Origin of the sequence: Pseudomonas gebzensis, assembly GCF_034427815.1 — a bacterium.
Classification (GTDB): domain Bacteria; phylum Pseudomonadota; class Gammaproteobacteria; order Pseudomonadales; family Pseudomonadaceae; genus Aquipseudomonas.
Genome location: NZ_JAXQNS010000010.1, coordinates 83628 through 99717, shown reverse-complemented (window position 1 = coordinate 99717; position 16090 = coordinate 83628). Strand labels below are relative to the sequence as shown.

15 protein-coding genes and 1 tRNA gene are annotated in these 16090 nt (G+C 62.3%); 6 read left to right on the top strand and 10 right to left on the bottom strand.

Translation table 11 applies throughout. The features are described 5' to 3' along the window. Window positions 1-377: 377 nt before the first annotated feature. Window positions 378-1592 carry an MFS transporter gene (locus tag SJI00_RS18400; RefSeq protein ID WP_322463104.1) on the bottom strand — a complete coding sequence of 405 codons (1215 nt, stop codon included), beginning with the start codon at window positions 1590-1592 and terminating at the stop codon, window positions 378-380. Window positions 1593-1787: 195 nt separating this feature from the next. Between SJI00_RS18400 and SJI00_RS18395 the strand changes: the two genes are divergently transcribed. The 3 genes from SJI00_RS18395 to SJI00_RS18385 all read left to right on the top strand — a co-directional run bounded on the left by SJI00_RS18395 (window position 1788) and on the right by SJI00_RS18385 (window position 4088). After that, a complete protein-coding gene (locus SJI00_RS18395) occupies window positions 1788-2717 on the top strand; it encodes a FecR family protein (RefSeq protein WP_416221068.1) in 930 nt (309 codons plus the stop codon). Window positions 2718-2811: 94 nt separating this feature from the next. Then, window positions 2812-2888, top strand: a tRNA-Met gene (locus SJI00_RS18390). Window positions 2889-3653: 765 nt separating this feature from the next. Beyond that, complete coding sequence (locus SJI00_RS18385) at window positions 3654-4088, top strand: DUF2628 domain-containing protein (protein ID WP_322463102.1); 435 nt, start codon at window positions 3654-3656, stop codon at window positions 4086-4088. 262 nt (window positions 4089-4350) lie between these two features. Here the strand turns inward: SJI00_RS18385 and SJI00_RS18380 are convergent, their stop codons facing one another. From SJI00_RS18380 to SJI00_RS18365, 4 genes are all read right to left on the bottom strand, one after another. Further along, a complete protein-coding gene (locus SJI00_RS18380; protein ID WP_322463101.1) occupies window positions 4351-4893 on the bottom strand; it encodes a D-Ala-D-Ala carboxypeptidase family metallohydrolase in 543 nt (180 codons plus the stop codon). A 176-nt stretch (window positions 4894-5069) separates the two neighbouring features. Beyond that, window positions 5070-5771, bottom strand: a complete 702-nt coding sequence (locus SJI00_RS18375) for a DUF3053 domain-containing protein (RefSeq protein WP_322463100.1) — start codon at window positions 5769-5771, stop codon at window positions 5070-5072. 103 nt (window positions 5772-5874) lie between these two features. Beyond that, the gene (rimI, locus tag SJI00_RS18370) at window positions 5875-6330 is read right to left on the bottom strand and encodes a ribosomal protein S18-alanine N-acetyltransferase (RefSeq protein WP_322463099.1); all 456 of its coding nucleotides are present in this window, start codon (window positions 6328-6330) and stop codon (window positions 5875-5877) included. Then, a complete protein-coding gene (locus tag SJI00_RS18365) occupies window positions 6327-7130 on the bottom strand; it encodes an energy transducer TonB (protein ID WP_322463098.1) in 804 nt (267 codons plus the stop codon). Before SJI00_RS18365 ends, rimI begins: the two co-directional genes overlap by 4 nt. A 193-nt stretch (window positions 7131-7323) precedes the next feature. On the opposite strand from SJI00_RS18365, the gene mksB reads away from it, so the two are divergent. Genes mksB through mksF form a run of 3 tightly spaced genes read left to right on the top strand, consistent with a single transcriptional unit; the run spans window position 7324 to window position 12063 of the window. Further along, window positions 7324-8601: an Mks condensin complex protein MksB gene (mksB, locus tag SJI00_RS18360; RefSeq protein ID WP_322463097.1), complete on the top strand. Its 1278-nt coding sequence runs from the start codon at window positions 7324-7326 to the stop codon at window positions 8599-8601. After that, window positions 8591-9259, top strand: coding sequence for an Mks condensin complex protein MksE (mksE, locus tag SJI00_RS18355; protein ID WP_322463096.1), 669 nt, complete (start codon window positions 8591-8593; stop codon window positions 9257-9259). The genes mksB and mksE overlap by 11 nt, the downstream gene beginning before the upstream one ends. Next, window positions 9256-12063 (top strand): Mks condensin complex protein MksF, encoded by a 2808-nt coding sequence (gene mksF / locus SJI00_RS18350; protein ID WP_322463095.1) that lies wholly within the window; start codon window positions 9256-9258, stop codon window positions 12061-12063. Before mksE ends, mksF begins: the two co-directional genes overlap by 4 nt. Before the next feature lie 151 nt (window positions 12064-12214). On the opposite strand, the gene SJI00_RS18345 is transcribed toward mksF, so the two are convergent. The 5 genes from SJI00_RS18345 to rplU all read right to left on the bottom strand — a co-directional run bounded on the left by SJI00_RS18345 (window position 12215) and on the right by rplU (window position 15933). After that, entirely contained in the window at window positions 12215-12658 is a 444-nt protein-coding gene (locus SJI00_RS18345; protein ID WP_322463194.1) for a CreA family protein, read from the bottom strand. A 22-nt stretch (window positions 12659-12680) separates the two neighbouring features. Beyond that, complete coding sequence (proB, locus tag SJI00_RS18340; protein ID WP_322463094.1) at window positions 12681-13799, bottom strand: glutamate 5-kinase; 1119 nt, start codon at window positions 13797-13799, stop codon at window positions 12681-12683. Window positions 13800-13907: 108 nt separating this feature from the next. Beyond that, window positions 13908-15134, bottom strand: coding sequence for an Obg family GTPase CgtA (cgtA, locus tag SJI00_RS18335; protein WP_322463093.1), 1227 nt, complete (start codon window positions 15132-15134; stop codon window positions 13908-13910). Between the two features lie 188 nt (window positions 15135-15322). Next, window positions 15323-15580 (bottom strand): 50S ribosomal protein L27, encoded by a 258-nt coding sequence (rpmA, locus tag SJI00_RS18330; protein ID WP_322463092.1) that lies wholly within the window; start codon window positions 15578-15580, stop codon window positions 15323-15325. 38 nt (window positions 15581-15618) lie between these two features. Beyond that, window positions 15619-15933 carry a 50S ribosomal protein L21 gene (gene rplU / locus SJI00_RS18325; protein WP_322463091.1) on the bottom strand — a complete coding sequence of 105 codons (315 nt, stop codon included), beginning with the start codon at window positions 15931-15933 and terminating at the stop codon, window positions 15619-15621. Between the last annotated feature and the right edge of the window lie 157 nt (window positions 15934-16090).

The following is a 16090-nucleotide window of genomic DNA, read 5'->3' as shown; positions in this document are numbered from 1 at the left end:
AGTGATTCGCAGTAGGAGCCAGCCCGCGGCAAGGCGCCGCGCTGTCGCGCAGAGCACTGGTTTTTCTGTGGGTGCGACCGCGCAGGGCGGGAGTGTCAGTTTTTTGTGTGCAGGCCGGTAAGGGCAGGTTCATGCGGCCTCTTATCTGCGCCTCATCTCGGAAAGAAACGCGGTCCATGTAGAGCGGCTACTGCCGCGATGGCCGGCGTAGCCGGCCTTATCCAGGCGCCCACGATCACGCATGGATAAGGGTCGCAGCCTTGGGGCGGCTTTGCCGCCCCTCGCGGTAATCCGGAGCGCCGGACCGGCCGCTCCAGGATGGACTGCCCTCCAAATCGACACGTTACGCTTGATTCCAGGAGCGCCTCACCATTGCTTCAGCGTTTGCGCGTGGAGGGCAGGAATATCGTCAACAAGCCGAACAGTGGCAGATACGAACACACGCCGTACACGTATTCGATGCCACGCAAATCGGCCACATAGCCCAGCAGCGCCGCCCCGATACCGCCGAAGCCAAACATCAGGCCGAAGAAGATCCCGGCAATCATGCCCACGCTGTTGGGCACCAGTTCCTGGGCGTAGACCACGATGGCGGAAAACGCCGAGGCCAGGATGAAGCCGATGATCACGCTGAGCACCGTGGTCCAGAACAGGTCGGCGTAGGGCAGCGCCAGGGTGAACGGCGCCACGCCCAGGATCGAGAACCAGATCACCGCCTTGCGCCCGATACGGTCACCGATCGGGCCACCGAAAAAAGTGCCCGCCGCCACTGCGCCGAGGAACAGGAACAGGTGCAACTGCGAGCTGGCCACCGACAGGTCGAATTTCTCGATCAGGTAGAAGGTGAAGTAGCTGGTGAAGCTGGCCATGTAGAAGTACTTGGAAAACACCAGCAGACCGAGGATCACCAGCGCCGCGACCACCCGCCCGCGGGACAGGCCATGGGTAACCGGCACCAGCTTGCGCGCCTTGGCCTGGCTCAGGTGCCCGGCGTACCAGCCACGCAGTTTCAGGGTGACGCAGAAGAAGAACAGCGCCGCCAGACCGAACCAGGCCACGTGGGTCTGGCCGAATGGGATGACAATGGCCGCCGCCAGCAGCGGGCCGAAGGCCGAACCGGTGTTGCCACCGACCTGAAAGGTCGACTGCGCCAGGCCGAAGCGCCCCCCAGAGGCCAGACGAGCGATCCGCGAGGTTTCCGGGTGGAAGGTCGATGAACCGATACCGACCAGCGCCGAGGCCAACAGGATCATCTCGAAGCTGCCGACGAACGCCAGCATGAGAATGCCCACCAGCGTACACAACGTGCCCAACGGCAACAGGTTCGGCGTGGGCCGACGGTCGGTGAAGAAGCCGACCCAGGGCTGCAGCAAGGACGCGGTGACCTGGAAGGTCAGGGTAATCAGGCCGATCTGGGTAAAGCTCAGGTCATAGTTGACCTTGAGCATCGGATAGATGGCCGGCAGCACCGCCTGGATCAGGTCGTTGATCAGGTGCGCCAGCGCACAGAAGCCGATGATCGACATCACCAGGGTGTTGGCTGGGTTCGCCGGGCTGGGGACGGTGGAAGTCTGCGTACTGCTGCTGGCCATGGCCGAATCATCCGTGGGCGTAGGGAATGAAGATCGATTATCCGGAAACAACTAGTTACTTAGCTACCTTTTTTACCGCCCATCCGCAGCGTACTTGCAAATGGTTCTCAATATAAATAGCATCGCTGGCACATTGCCTTTCCGCCTCTTTGGCCTTTCTCACGTCCTTTCAGAGTCGACCGAACGATGAGCCCGATGCCCGCCTTGCAGCCCACGCCGGATCCTGATCAGGACGCCTTGGAGTGGTTCACGCTGCTGCAGCAACCCGGCTGTGATGCGCCGCTTCGCCAAGCGTTCGTCACCTGGTGCACCGACCCCGTCAATGCCCAGGCCTATGCTGCGGTGCAGGCGCGCATGCTGCGAATGAAGCCCACACTGGTCCGACCCCGCCCGCGCCCGCGTCTGCTGGCAGTGCATAACGGCCGTGCCGGCGTCTACCTCGGCGCATTGTTCGTGCTGTTTCTGGCCGCCCTCGCCTACCTCTACTGGCCCTGGGCCGAGCGCCTGGCCAGCCAGGTGCACACCGAAGTCGGCGAGCGGCGCATGGTGCGCCTGAGCGAGGGCTCGATCCTGCACCTCGATAGCGCGAGCGCCATGAACCTCGACCTGCGTGGGCGCGTGCGCCATTTGCACCTGGTCCAGGGCCAGGTGCTGCTGGAGGTGAAGCTCGACGGGCGGGAGATGGACGTGAAAGTGGGTGGCACGCGGATTCAGGTGTTCGGTACGCGGATGCTGATCGCGCGACACGCTGAGCACGATGAACTGGTGGTCTTGAAAGGCCGGGCCGTGGTTCAGCAAGGCACCGACCAACGGCTGGTGTCGGCCGGCGAGCGAGTCACCTTCGATGACACCGGCCTGCACAGCGTCGAGAAAGCTGACGTCAAAACGGCGGAGGCTTGGCGCCAGGGCCAACTGATCGCCAACGACATGCCGCTCGGCCGTATGCTGGAGCGCTTGGCCCGCTACCAGGGCCAACGGCTGTGGCTGATGGACGAGCAGACGGCCCACCGCCGGGTCAGCGGAAACTTCGACCTGGACCGCAGTGCAGCCACGCTTGAGCGCTTGGCTGGCGAACAGCACCTGCAGCTCAATACCGTGCTCGGCCACTGGCTGCTGGTGCGTTGATCGAGGGATCTGGCTAAGTTTTTGAAAGCGTGCAGATTTTTTTTGAGGAGAGTGTTGACAGAGGCCGTGGTGAAGAGAATAATGCGCGCCAGTTGGCTACATAGCTCAGTTGGTTAGAGCATAGCATTCATAATGCTGGGGTCCGGGGTTCAAGTCCCTGTGTAGCCACCAAACACCTGCTTAGTGATGTCCACATCGCCAAGCAACAACGAAGCCCGCCTTGTGCGGGCTTTTTTGTGTCTGCGATTTAATGTTCGAACCCCTCCTCTCTCAGTGACCAGGCCCAACGCCTCGCCCGGTTACCGTTTCAATCGATCGATCCCACCCTCGGGCCCGGACACTCGCGCCAGGGTTGCCAGCATGCCCCTGATCGCTATCGGCAGGGATAGCTCAAGCGCATGAATGCGTAGGCTGATGACGTAGCGCTTTCGGTCTTGTGTTGATCGGTGATCGACTGATCCGCCCAGGCCATGACGTTCTCGATCAGCACTTTGTTGGGAAGGTCGGCAGGTACACACACCGGGCCGCGCTGCTGGAAGGTCTTGCTGTTGTATGCATCGGCAGTGGTCCAGTTTCGGTGATCGGAACAAGCGCTAACGGGTGACCAGACTGAAACTTTCAAAATATTAAATATCGCAACCATTTAATCGCGTACCCCATGGATTTCTTACATGAGCCTGTCAGAAATTTCTATGCGCTAATGCATACCACTGTTACAGAGCCTCATCCAGCCTGAAAAATTAAAGAAATAGGACTTCTTGAATAATTATCTCAACTACAAACGCGCGATTCATACGTATAGATTAGGAAATTTCAGACGTATTCAATCATGCCCCGCGGGATATCATTCCAGCCGCCAAAACCTCGTGACAGGCACACGCAAAAATCATCTCAAAACCACCGTAAAAGCCTAGGCACCCAAAAGGAGCTTGACGTGTGAACACGACCGAAAACGAAGCACCCACTCACGTTTTTCACAGTTTGAAATGGATAGAGCGCTTTGCGTTTTTCGACCAGCATGGCAGCCCGCAAACACCAGAATTCAAAGCTGCACTCGACAAATTGCCAAGCAATAAGCAACAGCTCATCCGAATCAATATCAGCGCATTTTTCTTCGGCCCGATTTATCTACTCATACTGGGCATGTGGCGCAAGTTTATCGGCATTCTTGCGATAAATTTTGTGTTGACGTTGATTGTAGCGTGCATGGAGCTGGCGCTGGGCCCTACCGGTATATTCGAACTGATCCTCTGCATCGGTCTCATCAATGCAATTGTCTTTTCAACGAGCACCAATTATGGATGCTATCTGACGCGCATCAAGGGATCGAAAAGCTGGAATCCGTATGAGGGAATGCGTTGGTTTTCATAGTCTGGCCTCTGTTTGTCTTTCACTGAGCAGCGCTACTTCATCATCGAATGCCAGCGGCCTGCCCACTTTGCTTGGCCATGCAATATTCAGTAGGCGTGTTAGGTTCTGTACGAAAAGCCTTGAGACGAAGGCCAGGCAAGGCGAAAACGGCCGAGGAAGCGGAGTGTACTGGAGTACATGAGCATTCCGAGGGCGTTTTCAACGCAGCATGGGCGAGTATCGAGGTTTTTCGTACAGAACCTAACGAGGTCACGAATCCCCCTCACCACCTTCGATAACCCGCCGTATCAATATGAATACGCCCCGATCGATAGCGCCCCAATCCCATGCTCCAGCTGGCGCCGTGGTCTTGCCAGAAGCGCTGCAAGGGTGTCAGGTCGGTCCCTGGGGGTAGCAACAGGTCAACGGCAAAGGCGCGTAAGTGGGCACTCTGCGCAGCGCCACCGGCGCAGGCGTTGAGCGCCGGCCCTCGGTAGGCCGACACCACCTCGAAGGGCGGCAGGATGTCGGCCTGGCGCAGGTGCTGGAGCAGGCTCAGCGTGGCGCGCACGGCAGGCCACTGTGCGGTGGGTGCAACGGCGTATGGCTCGGCCTGGCAGGGGCGCCAGTCCGAAGCCGAACGCAGCAACTGATCGATCGGCACCACGGTGTAGAGTCGCGCCTCGACCAACATGTCGCGAAACGGACGCGTCTGATGATCGCCGGCCCAGCGGGCAAACTGGAGCAGGTCGCGCTCATCGCTTGCAGCACCGGCATGGCCGATGCTCAGCAGTGCCAGACACACGCCTACTACCTTTCGATGCATGCTGGCCCTCCCCTGTAAAACCTGCGGTAATCAGGCGCGTTCAACCCTTGGCAGACGGCAAGCCAGCGCTGACGAACACAGCACAGAGGCCCTGCGCAATGCCAGGGCCGGAGTCGCCCCACCACGAAGACCGCCAGGTCACCTGCTCTACCCAACCACTACGGGCCTGCCTGTAATCAACGCCCGAACATCACCGACTGCATCCGCGATTGCGCTTCTTGCACGGCCTTGCCCTGGGCGTTGACCGCCTGAAGGCGCGCATTCAGCTCTTCCAGCACCTTGGGGTCCTGCACGGTGATCTGCGAACCGTTGATCTGGATCTGCGCCTTGTTGGCCTCGACGTAGTCGCCCACCTTCGAGATGGCGTCCATCGCCGTGTCGATCTGCGGCAGCACATCCATGAAGGCGTTGGTCGGCGTGCTCACGGTGCGGTCGTAGGCCTTGTCGTAGACCGGTTTCAGATCATCCGGCTGTTTGAGCTTGGCATGTGCGGCATCGGCCTCTGCCTGGTACTGCTTGAGGTGCTCACCCATCTCGTTCAAGCCATTCTTGGCGGCTTGCAGATCATTGCGATGCTCGATCACATCGTTCAGCGAACGCACCGAAAGGGTTTTGACGAGGTTGCCCAGCGGCTTGACGCTCTCATCCATCTTGCCGTTGAAATCGGTGATCACCGCGTAGTGCGATGAGTAGTCGCCAAAGGCCTTGGACTCTTCTGCTGTCGGCTTGGGGACATGAACGCCAGGCTTGTCGAGGATGCGGGTCTGCAGGAACTGCTTGAAGGCCGCACGCTGATCGGGTTCGCTGTCGCCGCACGCGGCGAGGACTAACGGCAGGGCGACGGCGAGTAGCCAATGCGGGCGGAATGAGACGTTCATGTCGGTGAATCTCCGGAAGGAAGGAATGGTCACCGGGGTTAGTCATGCCAAACGCAGGGAAGTTTTACCCCCCGCTCGCAGACTGTGCAGTACCGCACATCACTCAGTCCTCAAACAACGTGCACGCCATCACCAGCGCATCTTCACGCCCGCCCGCCATGGGGTAGTAATCCCGGCGCCGGCCCACTTCGTTGAAGCCATAGCGCTCATACAATCGATACGCCGACTGGTTGCTCGCGCGCACTTCCAGGAAGCACTCGCGGCCATTGAGCTGCCAGGCGCGGGCCATGAGGTGTTCGAGCAGACGCAAGCCCAGGCCGCGGCCCTGGTTTTCCGGCTTGACGGTAATGTTGAGCAGGTGGGCCTCGTCGATGATCACGTTGATCACGCCATGGCCTACCGGTTGCTGGCCATCGAACATCAACCAGACCTCATACGACTTCAGCGCATCCTGGAAGATGCCGCGGGTCCAAGGGTGGCTGAAGGCGGCGTATTCGATCTTGAGCACGGTGTCGAGGTCCGCCTCGGTCATGCGGCGAAACGTGATCGGGTCACTCATTCAGCAGGTTTCCAGCGCGCCATCAGCTGACGCATGGCTGTCCAGACATCGGCCTTGCGCTGCGGCTCGTCCATCAACAATTCAAGACCTGGCAGCGCCCAGGCATCGCCCAGGCCATCGACCTCGAGCAGTTGGTAATACGCCGCTTCCTCGGCCGCGCCGGCAAAGCGTATGGCGGGCAGGCCGACCAGCCACAGACAGCCGCAAGGGGCGTCTTCCAGGCGCGCCTGGACGAAGGCTTGCACGAACTCGCGCGCAGCCTCCGGGCCCTGGTCCATGGTGCCGCGCACCAGCATCGGCCAGCGCACCGGCTCACCGATGATCTGCGGGGCGTCGGGCAGGCCGGCAGCGCGCAGCATGTCCTTGAGCAGCAGGTAAGAAGGATCGCGGCTCTGGAATGGCTGGCCGGTGGCCAGCTCGACCAGCAGCAGGCAGTGCCCCGCGCGCAGCAGTTGCAAGGCAAAGCGTGGCGGCGGCACACGCGTGGGGCGCGTGGCCGGGGCCTTGCTCTGGGCCTCGGCGCCTTTGACGGCGGCCTTGAGCGCCGGCTTGGCCTGGCTGGTGGGCCGTGGCACTTCGATCTTCGGTCGCTCGACGCTGCGCGCTGCGGGCGCCGCGGCCGGCGAAGGCGCGGCCGCGACTGGCGTCGCCGCAGGCGCGTGCCGCACCTCGACGGGCGGCGCCACCGGCAGGAGCAGTTCGGGCCGCGAGGGCGCTGCGAACGGCAGCTCGGCACGCGGCAGCCAGTGCACCACTTGCATGGCGGAAAGGTAGGCGCGGCGGCGAGACTCGGTCAGCACAAGGGGCATCCGGGGGGAAAACAGGCGGGCATTCTACCGTTGTTGAGGGCAATTTGCCGCAATGGCCAGACGTAAATCTTGTCCAGCCCACGGGCACCGGCCCTTGCCGACCTCACGCAGACCAGGGGTGGAAACCCTGCCCCTCGGATGCAGTACAATCGCCGCCTTTTCCCGGGCAACGAGTCGACCCGCCATGATCGAACCCAAGCGCGTGCTGCGCGCTCTCGCCGAACACTGGGCCCTGATCGAACCGCTGTGCGAGCGCTTCGACCAAGGCACCCTGAGCCTGGTCGAGCTGCGCCAGCACCTGGCGCGGCATCAGCCCGAGAGCACGCCACAGGACATCACCCAGTTGCTCGACCAGTGGATTCGTCTCGACATCCTGGTGCCGGTGGCCAAGAGCCCCAACCGCTTCGAGCTGAACGCGCAGATCCACGACTTTCTCGCCTACCTGCGCCGCGAGCACCGGCTCGGCCTGTGCCTGGAAATCGAAGCCTACCTGCGCCACCTGGAGCGCCTGGCCGGGCACATTCAGGAAGCCTTCGACAACCGCGACAGCGATGACCTGGCGCGCCAATTGCGCCTGCTCGACATGCGCGTGCGCGATGTGCTGAAGAAGCTCGACAACGATGAGCAAGCCCTGGTGGCGGTGGCCGAGCGGGCCAAGACCAGCAACCGGCAGATTCCCCTGCGCCAGCGCTACGCCGAGGTATTGGCGACCTGGGACGAGTACGTCGAGCCGATGATCCAGCTGGTCAACGCCGACGGCGCCTTCGAGCGGGGCGTGCGCCAGGTCGAAACGGTGCTGCTGCACCTGCTCGGCGAGCAGGCGCGGCTCGGCCATCTGGTCGACGACGACATGCTGCTGCGCACCCACGCACGCATCCTGGAGATGCAGACCAACGCCCAGCTGACCCTGCGCCATGCCCGCGAACTGCTGCTGCCGCTGCGCGAAGAAGCGCGCCGGCACAACGCCGTGACGCGTGGCGCGGCGCTGGCCCTGGCGGTGGTCCGGCGCAAGGGCCTCGACGCCCTGCCCCATGCTGCACTGGCGTTGTTCACCCGCCCACAAAGCACCTTCCTCGGCAGCGCCAGCCAGGTCGAGGCGTATGTGTATGCCCTGGCCCGCTTCGAGCCCAAGCCTGCACGCTTTCCCAAGGCCCACCGCAGCGAACGCGACCCCGCTGGCAAAGCACCGCGCACGGTCAAGGAAATGCTCCAGCGCTGCGAAGACGCACTGCCGCTGCCTGACCTGATGCTCTGGCTGCTGGAGCAGGAGCCCGACGGCGCCACCGATGAACTGCTGTACTGGTTCTCGCGCCTGTCGCGGGAAAAACGCTTCAGCCGCCAGCGCCTCGAACGGCGTGACTACTTGACCCAGGAACACCGGGTCAGCTTGCACTCCTTCGCCCTGACCGATAGCCGCGCCGCCACGCCTGACACCACTGCGAGCCCCGTCCATGCATCTTGATCTTTCCGAACTGTCCCAGCTGGCGCCGATCTTTCGCGAGCTGTTCAAAGGCTTTCATGTCAGCCGCCGCGACCCGGAGCTGTACTCGCAGCTGTCGAACTTTCAGGACCAGTACCGCACGCTGTTCAAGGCCCTGGGCTTCGAGCTGGTGTGCGACACCCGCGGTTTCTATTACTTCGTGCCCGAGCAGGCAGCGGCGCACGTCAACAAGACCGCCCAGCGCCTGTCGCTGTTCACCTTCATCCTCGTCGAGCACCTCGCCGACCAGGGCCGCGACCCGATGGCCGTGCTCGATGGCGGCAGCCTTGGCCGTGACGAGCTGCCCTCCTTGCTGGACAAGTACCGCGACCTGTTCCAACAGGCCGAAGTGCAAAGCGTCGAAGAGCTGGAAGAAAAGATCCTGCGGCGCATGACGCAGTTGGGCTTTGCCCATGAAGAAGGGGGCGTGTACCGCTTCCTGCCGCCGATGCACCGCTTCCTGGACGTGTGCCTGTCGGTGCAGCAGGACCGGGATCTGGCCGCCACCCTGCACAGTGCCCTGCCCCTGCCAACGCCGGTGCTGGCCGACGAGCCGGGCGAGGTGGACGCAGGGGTCGAGGACGATGAAGAAGACGCCCTGGCCCGGGCCATCCGCGAAGAACAGGAGAACGATGCATGAGCCAGGAACGCTACGGCATCCGCCGCTTCGCGCTGCTCAATACCGCCGGCTACAGCCTCGGTCTGTTCCCGCTGGAACACCCGCTGTCGGTGTATGGCGCCAACAACCTGGGTAAGTCGGCCTCGATCAACGCCCTGCAGTTCCCGATCCTGGCGCGCATGTCGGACATGAGCTTTGGCAAGTACAGCCTGGAGCAGTCGCGGCGCTTCTACTTCGCCAGCGACACCAGTTACATCCTCTGCGAGCTGAACCTGCCCCACGGCCCGCATGTGGTCGGCGTGGTGGGGCGCGGTCCGGGCGGTGGCTTCGGTCACCAGTTCTTCGCCTACCAAGGCCAGCTCGACTTGGCCCACTACCAGCAGAACGACACCTGCCTGCGCCAGAAAGAGCTGTTCGCCAACCTTGAGCGCAACGGTCTGAAGGCGTACGAACTCAAGCCCGACGAGCTGCGTCGTCTGCTGGTCGGCGGCCATACGTCAGTGCCGCTGGACCTGACCCTGATTCCGCTGCGCTCCACCAGCGAGCACAGCCTGAAAACCTTCCGCGCGCTGTTCATCAACCTCCTGCACATGCGCGAAATCACCGCCGCCAAGCTCAAGCAGCTGTTCCTTGACGCCTTCGAGCACAGCCTGCGCTCGGGCAGCGTCGACTACATCGCCGCCTGTGAAGAGGCCTTCCGCGACGTGCGGCGCATGGAGCAGGACTACAACGCACTGGTCACCGCAGGCCCGTTGATCGAAGCCCTGGCTGGCGGTGTGGCCCAGCGTGACGCGCTGCGCGGCAAGCTGCAGCGCATTTCCCCGTTGCTCGACAACCTGCTGGGCACCTGGCAGGACTACGCCCTGGCGCGCAAGGAAGAGCTGGTGATCCAGGCCGAGCACTACCGCAGCGAGCAGGACAACCTGCAGAACACCCAGCGCAGCGGCACTCAGGAACTGATGCGCCTGGAGCGCGAAATCACCGGCTGCCAGCGCTGGCTGGGCGAGCTGTCGGTGCTCAAGCAGCGCTTTGCCCTGGTCGACGATGTGAAACAGCTCGAACAGCAGTTGCTGGCCGCCAAGGATGCCCACGATGAGCTGGCCGGTGCGCTGGCCCATTCTCGGCAGTTCTCCAGCGAAGACCTCGATGAGCGCCTGCGCGACCTGGAACAGCGCCTCAAAAACGTGCGCCAGCAACTCGATCATGCCGATAACAACAGCTACGCCCGATTGCGCGAGGAATTCTCCCAGCCAGACGTCGATCGTTTGATGCGCCTGTTCAACGGCGCGCTGTTCAGCCTGCCGCTGGGCGAGCGCGGCATTGAGCTCGATGACGGCGCGCAGTGGGTCAAGACCCTCGAAACGGTGCTGGAGCAGTTCAAAGGCGAGCGTTTCGAGGCGCCGGGGCTGTCCATCGACCTGTCGCACATCGATCCGCCAGCCCTGCAAGCACTGGCCGACCGCGCCGCGCTGCGTGACCAGAAGGACCGCCTGGACAAGGAACTCAAGCAGCTCAAGGCCCAGCAGTCGGTGGCACTCGACCGCACCGCCAGCAAGGCGCAGAGCGAAGCGCTGTATCAGCAGGTGCTGGATGCGCAGAAAGCCCTGGAAGAGTTCCGACGCAGCCAGACGCTGAGCGTCGAGGAAGGGGAAAAGCTGGAGCAACTGGCCCAGCTGGAAGCCGCCCAGGACGAACTCAAGCGCTCGAGCGATGCCTTCACCGAGCGTGTTCAGCAACTGTCGGCCAAGCTGCAACTGGTCGGCCGGCAACTGGCCGACATGGAGGCCAAGCAGCGCACCCTGGATGACGCCCTGCGCCGTCGTCAGTTGCTGCCCAGCGACTTGCCCCCGGGCACGCCGTTCATGGAGGTGGTGGACGACTCGATGGACAACCTGCTGCCCCTGCTCAACGACTATCAGGACAGCTGGCAGGCCCTGCAGCGGGTCGATAACCAGATCGAGGCGCTGTACGCGCAGATTCGCCTCAAAGGGGTGGCCAAGTTCGATAACGAGGAAGACATCGAGCGGCGTTTGCACCTGCTGATCAACGCCTATTCGCACCGCAGCGAAGAAGCCCTGACCCTGGCCAAGGCGCGCCGCGCAGCAGTGACTGACATCGCCCGGACCTTGCGCAACATCCGCAGCGACTACGACAGCCTCGAACACCAATTGGCGCTGTTCAACCGCGAGATCAACAAACGCCAGGTGTCGAATCTCGAGAGCTTCCGCGTAGTGCTGGCACCGAACAAGGAAGCACTGCGCCACATCGACCAGATCATCCACAGCGCCGGCCAGTACGAAGAAGGCGAGACGCTCTCGGTGTTCGACCTCAGCCACAGCGTCGAGCAGGACCAGAAGAACGAGCAAGCCAAGGAATACCTGGCGCGCCTGGTGGCGGCCAACCATAACCAGCTGGGCCTCAAGGAGCTGTTCGAGCTGGCCTTCGAGATCACCAAGATCAACGGCCAGCCAGTGATCCATGCCGACATCGACGGCGCCGCCTCCAACGGCACCACCATGACCATCAAGGCGCTGACCAACATGTACTTGTTGCTGCACCTGATGGACCGCGACCTCGCCGGTCGCATCCGCCTGCCCTACTACTTGGATGAGGCCGCCGATATCGACGAGCGCAATCAGGCCGCCCTGCTCGAGACCAGTCAGCAACTGGGCTTCGTGCCCATCCTGGCCAGCGTGAAGCCGCAGGTGTCGGCACATGTGGCGATCGACCTGGAAGGCGGGAGTGGGCCGAACGGGATCTACATCGATGAGTCGGACTGGAAAATGATCAGTCGCTTGGAAGAAGCTGGGGCGTTGGAGGCTTGAGCGGTAAGGGGCCAGGCGGTCAGGCAGACCGCTTGGTCCCTTATAGGGCAGTAGGTATGGCGCGCCGGGCGGTTGCAAAGACTGCAGGCTGATCTCTAGCCCGTTTCCAGCCCTGAGTGAAGACCGCTGCCTGCCACAGGCTGTCGATGAATCACTGGGCCCACGGTAAAATCGGAATCGCCGTCACCGCGTTCTGCGGGCTGCCTTCGATCACGCGGTCGCTGTAGACCAGGTACACCAGCGTGTTGCGCTTCTTGTCGAAGAAACGCACTACCTGCATGGTCTTGAACACCAGCGAGGTGCGCTCCTTGAACACGCTTTCGCCGTCCTTCAGATCGCCCTTGAAGTTGATCGATCCGACCTGGCGGCAGGCGATGGAAGCCTCGGCGCGGTCTTCGGCCAGGCCCAGGCCGCCCTTGAGGCCCCCGGTCTTGGCGCGCGACAGGTAGCAGGTCACACCCTCGACCTTCGGGTCATCGAAGGCCTCGACGACGATGCGGTCGTTCGGCCCGACGAACTTGAACACCGTCGACACCTGACCGATTTCTTCGGCACCGGCCAGCAGCGGCATGGCCAGCGCAACAGCAGCAATCATCCCTTTCAGCACAGGTATTTCCTCAGACCAGAACCAGGTTGTCGCGGTGAACCAGCTCAGGTTCGGCGCTATAGCCCAGGATGCCCTGGATCGCGTCGGACGGCTGGCCGATGATCTTTTGCGCCTCCAAGGCGCTGTAGTTGGCCAGACCGCGAGCGACCTCCAGGCCTTGCGCATCGACGCACACGACCATCTCGCCACGGCGGAAGCTGCCTTGCACGGTCTTCACGCCTACCGGCAGCAGGCTCTTGTGCGCCGCCGTCAACGCCTGTACCGCGCCGGCATCGAGCACCAGGGTGCCGCGGGTCTGCAGGTGCCCGGCCAGCCACTGCTTGCGCGCAGCCAGCATGCCGCGCTCGGGCGAGAGCAAGGTGCCGAGGCGCTCGCCCGCCTTGAGCCGGTCGAGCACACGCTCGATACGCCCGCCGATGATCATGGTGTGCGCACCAGAGCGCGCGGCCAGGCGTGCCGCGCGCAGCTTGGTCTGCATGCCGCCACGGCCAAGGGCGCCGCCGGTACTGCCGGCCACGGCGTCCAGGCTCGGGTCATCGGCGCGCGCTTCGTGAATCAGCGAGGCATGGGGGTTGTGCCGCGGATCGGCGTCGAACATGCCATCGCGGTCGGTGAGGATCACCAACAGGTCGGCTTCGACCAGGTTGGCGACCAGCGCGGCCAGGGTATCGTTGTCGCCGAAACGGATTTCGTCGGTGACCACCGTGTCGTTCTCGTTGATCACCGGCACCACGCCGAGTTCGACCAGGGTGCGCAAGGTGCTGCGCGCGTTGAGGTAGCGTTTGCGGTCGGACAGGTCGTCGTGGGTCAGCAAAATCTGCGCAGTGTGCTTGCCGTGCTCACCGAAGCTCGACTCCCAGGCTTGCACCAGGCGCATCTGGCCCAACGCGGCGGCAGCCTGCAGCTCGTTCATGGCGCTCGGTCGAGTGGTCCAGCCGAGCTGGCTCATGCCTGCCGCAACCGCCCCGGAAGACACCAGTACCAGCTCGACGCCGGCGTTACGCAACGCCACCATCTGCTCGACCCATACCGCCATGGCGCTGCGGTCCAGCCCCTTGCCATCGGCCGTCAGCAGCGCGCTGCCGATCTTCACGACCCAGCGCCGCGCACCTGTCACCTTGCTTCGCATCTTTTTTCCAACCTGTGTCGAATCGGTAGATAGCGTTGATGTTCTTTTTGATACTAAAACGCCGCTCGAATGAGCGGCGTTCAGTGTACTGCAACTTGCTGCAACCCATCAGTCGCGCACGTAAATGATTTCCGGGCCGTCTTCGTCGTCTTCGAAGTCGTCCCAATCATCTTCATCGTCGCCGATGTCATGCACGCTCTTCACACCGGTACGGCGCAAGGTGCGCGCATCGTCCAGGGCCTGCAACTGGGCGCGGGCTTCGTCTTCGATGCGCTGGTCGAGATCGGCCAGTTCGGTGGCGAAGGCCGGGTCGTTGGCCAGGCGGTCGGCGCGGTCCTCGAGGTAGCGCATCAGGTCGTGGCTGAGCTTCTCGGTGCCTTGCTTGGAGATGGCCGAGATCACATAGACCGGGCCGTCCCACTGCAAGCGCTCGACCACTTCCTGGACGCGCTCGTCACGCTCGTCGTCCATGATCATGTCGGACTTGTTCAGTACCAGCCAGCGCTCGCGCTCGGCCAGTGACGGGCTGAAACGGGTCAGCTCGTTGACGATCACTTCGGCGGCATCGGCCGGGCTGCTTTCGTCGAGCGGCGCCAGGTCCACCAGGTGCAGCAACACGCGCGTCCGCGCCAAGTGCTTGAGGAAGCGAATACCCAGGCCTGCGCCATCGGAGGCACCTTCGATCAGGCCGGGAATGTCGGCGATGACGAAGCTCTTCCAGCGGTCGACGCTGACCACGCCCAGGTTCGGCACCAGGGTGGTGAAGGGATAGTCGGCGACTTTCGGCTTGGCCGCCGACACCGAGCGGATGAAGGTGCTCTTGCCAGCGTTCGGCAAGCCCAGCAGGCCCACATCGGCCAGCACTTTCATTTCCATCTTCAGGTCGCGCTGGTCGCCCGGCTTGCCTGGCGTGGTCTGGCGCGGCGCGCGGTTGGTACTGGATTTGAAACGGGTGTTACCCAGGCCGTGCCAACCACCTTGGGCGACCATCAGTTTCTGACCCGGCTTGATCAGGTCACCGATGACCTCCTGGGTCGTGGCGTCGATCACCGTGGTGCCGACCGGCACACGCAGGAACAGGTCTTCACCCTTCTTGCCGGTGCAGTCGGTGCTGCCACCGTTGGCGCCGCGCTGCGCCTCGTGGTGACGGGTGTAGCGGTAGTCGACCAGGGTGTTGAGGTTTTCGTCGGCGACCATGTACACCGAACCACCGTCACCACCGTCGCCGCCGTTGGGGCCGCCGTTCTCGATGAATTTCTCGCGGCGGAAGCTCATGCAACCGTTACCGCCATCACCGGCTTTGACCTTGATGGATACTTCGTCAACAAACTTCATTAGAAACCGCCTCTCGCCTGTGGGCGAGTTGAATACTGAATAACCTGAGGCTCTTGCAAAATTGAGCGCGGCGGCCCCGTACGAAGGTACAACTCCACGCCGGCAGCCCATACGAACAGCTTTGCAAGAGGCTCACCACAAATGAAAAAGCCCCGTCGCATGACGGGGCTTCGAGAGCGACGTCGCGATTAAGCGGCGACGATGCTCACGTAACGGCGGTTGAACTCGCCTTTCTTCTCGAACTTGATCACGCCTGGGATTTTTGCAAACAGGGTGTGATCTTTACCCATGCCAACGCCGAAACCGGCGTGGAACTGGGTGCCGCGCTGACGGACGATGATGTTGCCGGCCTTGACGACCTGGCTGCCATACATCTTCACGCCAAGGCGTTTCGATTCTGAGTCGCGACCGTTACGGGTACTACCACCAGCCTTCTTGTGAGCCATGGTTCAATTCTCCAAATAAATTCAGGGGACCGAGACGATTAAGCCTGGATACCGGTGATTTTGATCTCGGTGAACCACTGGCGGTGGCCCATACGCTTCATGTGGTGCTTACGACGACGGAACTTGATGATGCGGATCTTATCGTGACGGCCTTGCGACACGACTTCGGCAACAACGGTAGCGCCGGCGACGACTGGAGCGCCGATGGTGACTGCATCACCGTTGGCAACCAGCAGAACGCGGTCGAACGTGATGGATTCGCCAGTGGCGACTTCCAGCTTCTCGACCTTGAGGAATTCACCTTCAGCGACTTTGTACTGCTTGCCGCCGGTAACGATTACTGCGTAAGACATGGGTATTTCTCCGATAATCCTGCTCACCCAGCGCTTTATAAGAAGAGTATTGGCTGGCATGGCTGCACAAGGCTGGAAAGGCCCGATGCAATTGCGTAAGGCAGGTGCTGCCCAGGAATGTAGGGTGCGCGATTGTACGCAACCCAAGATGGCCTTG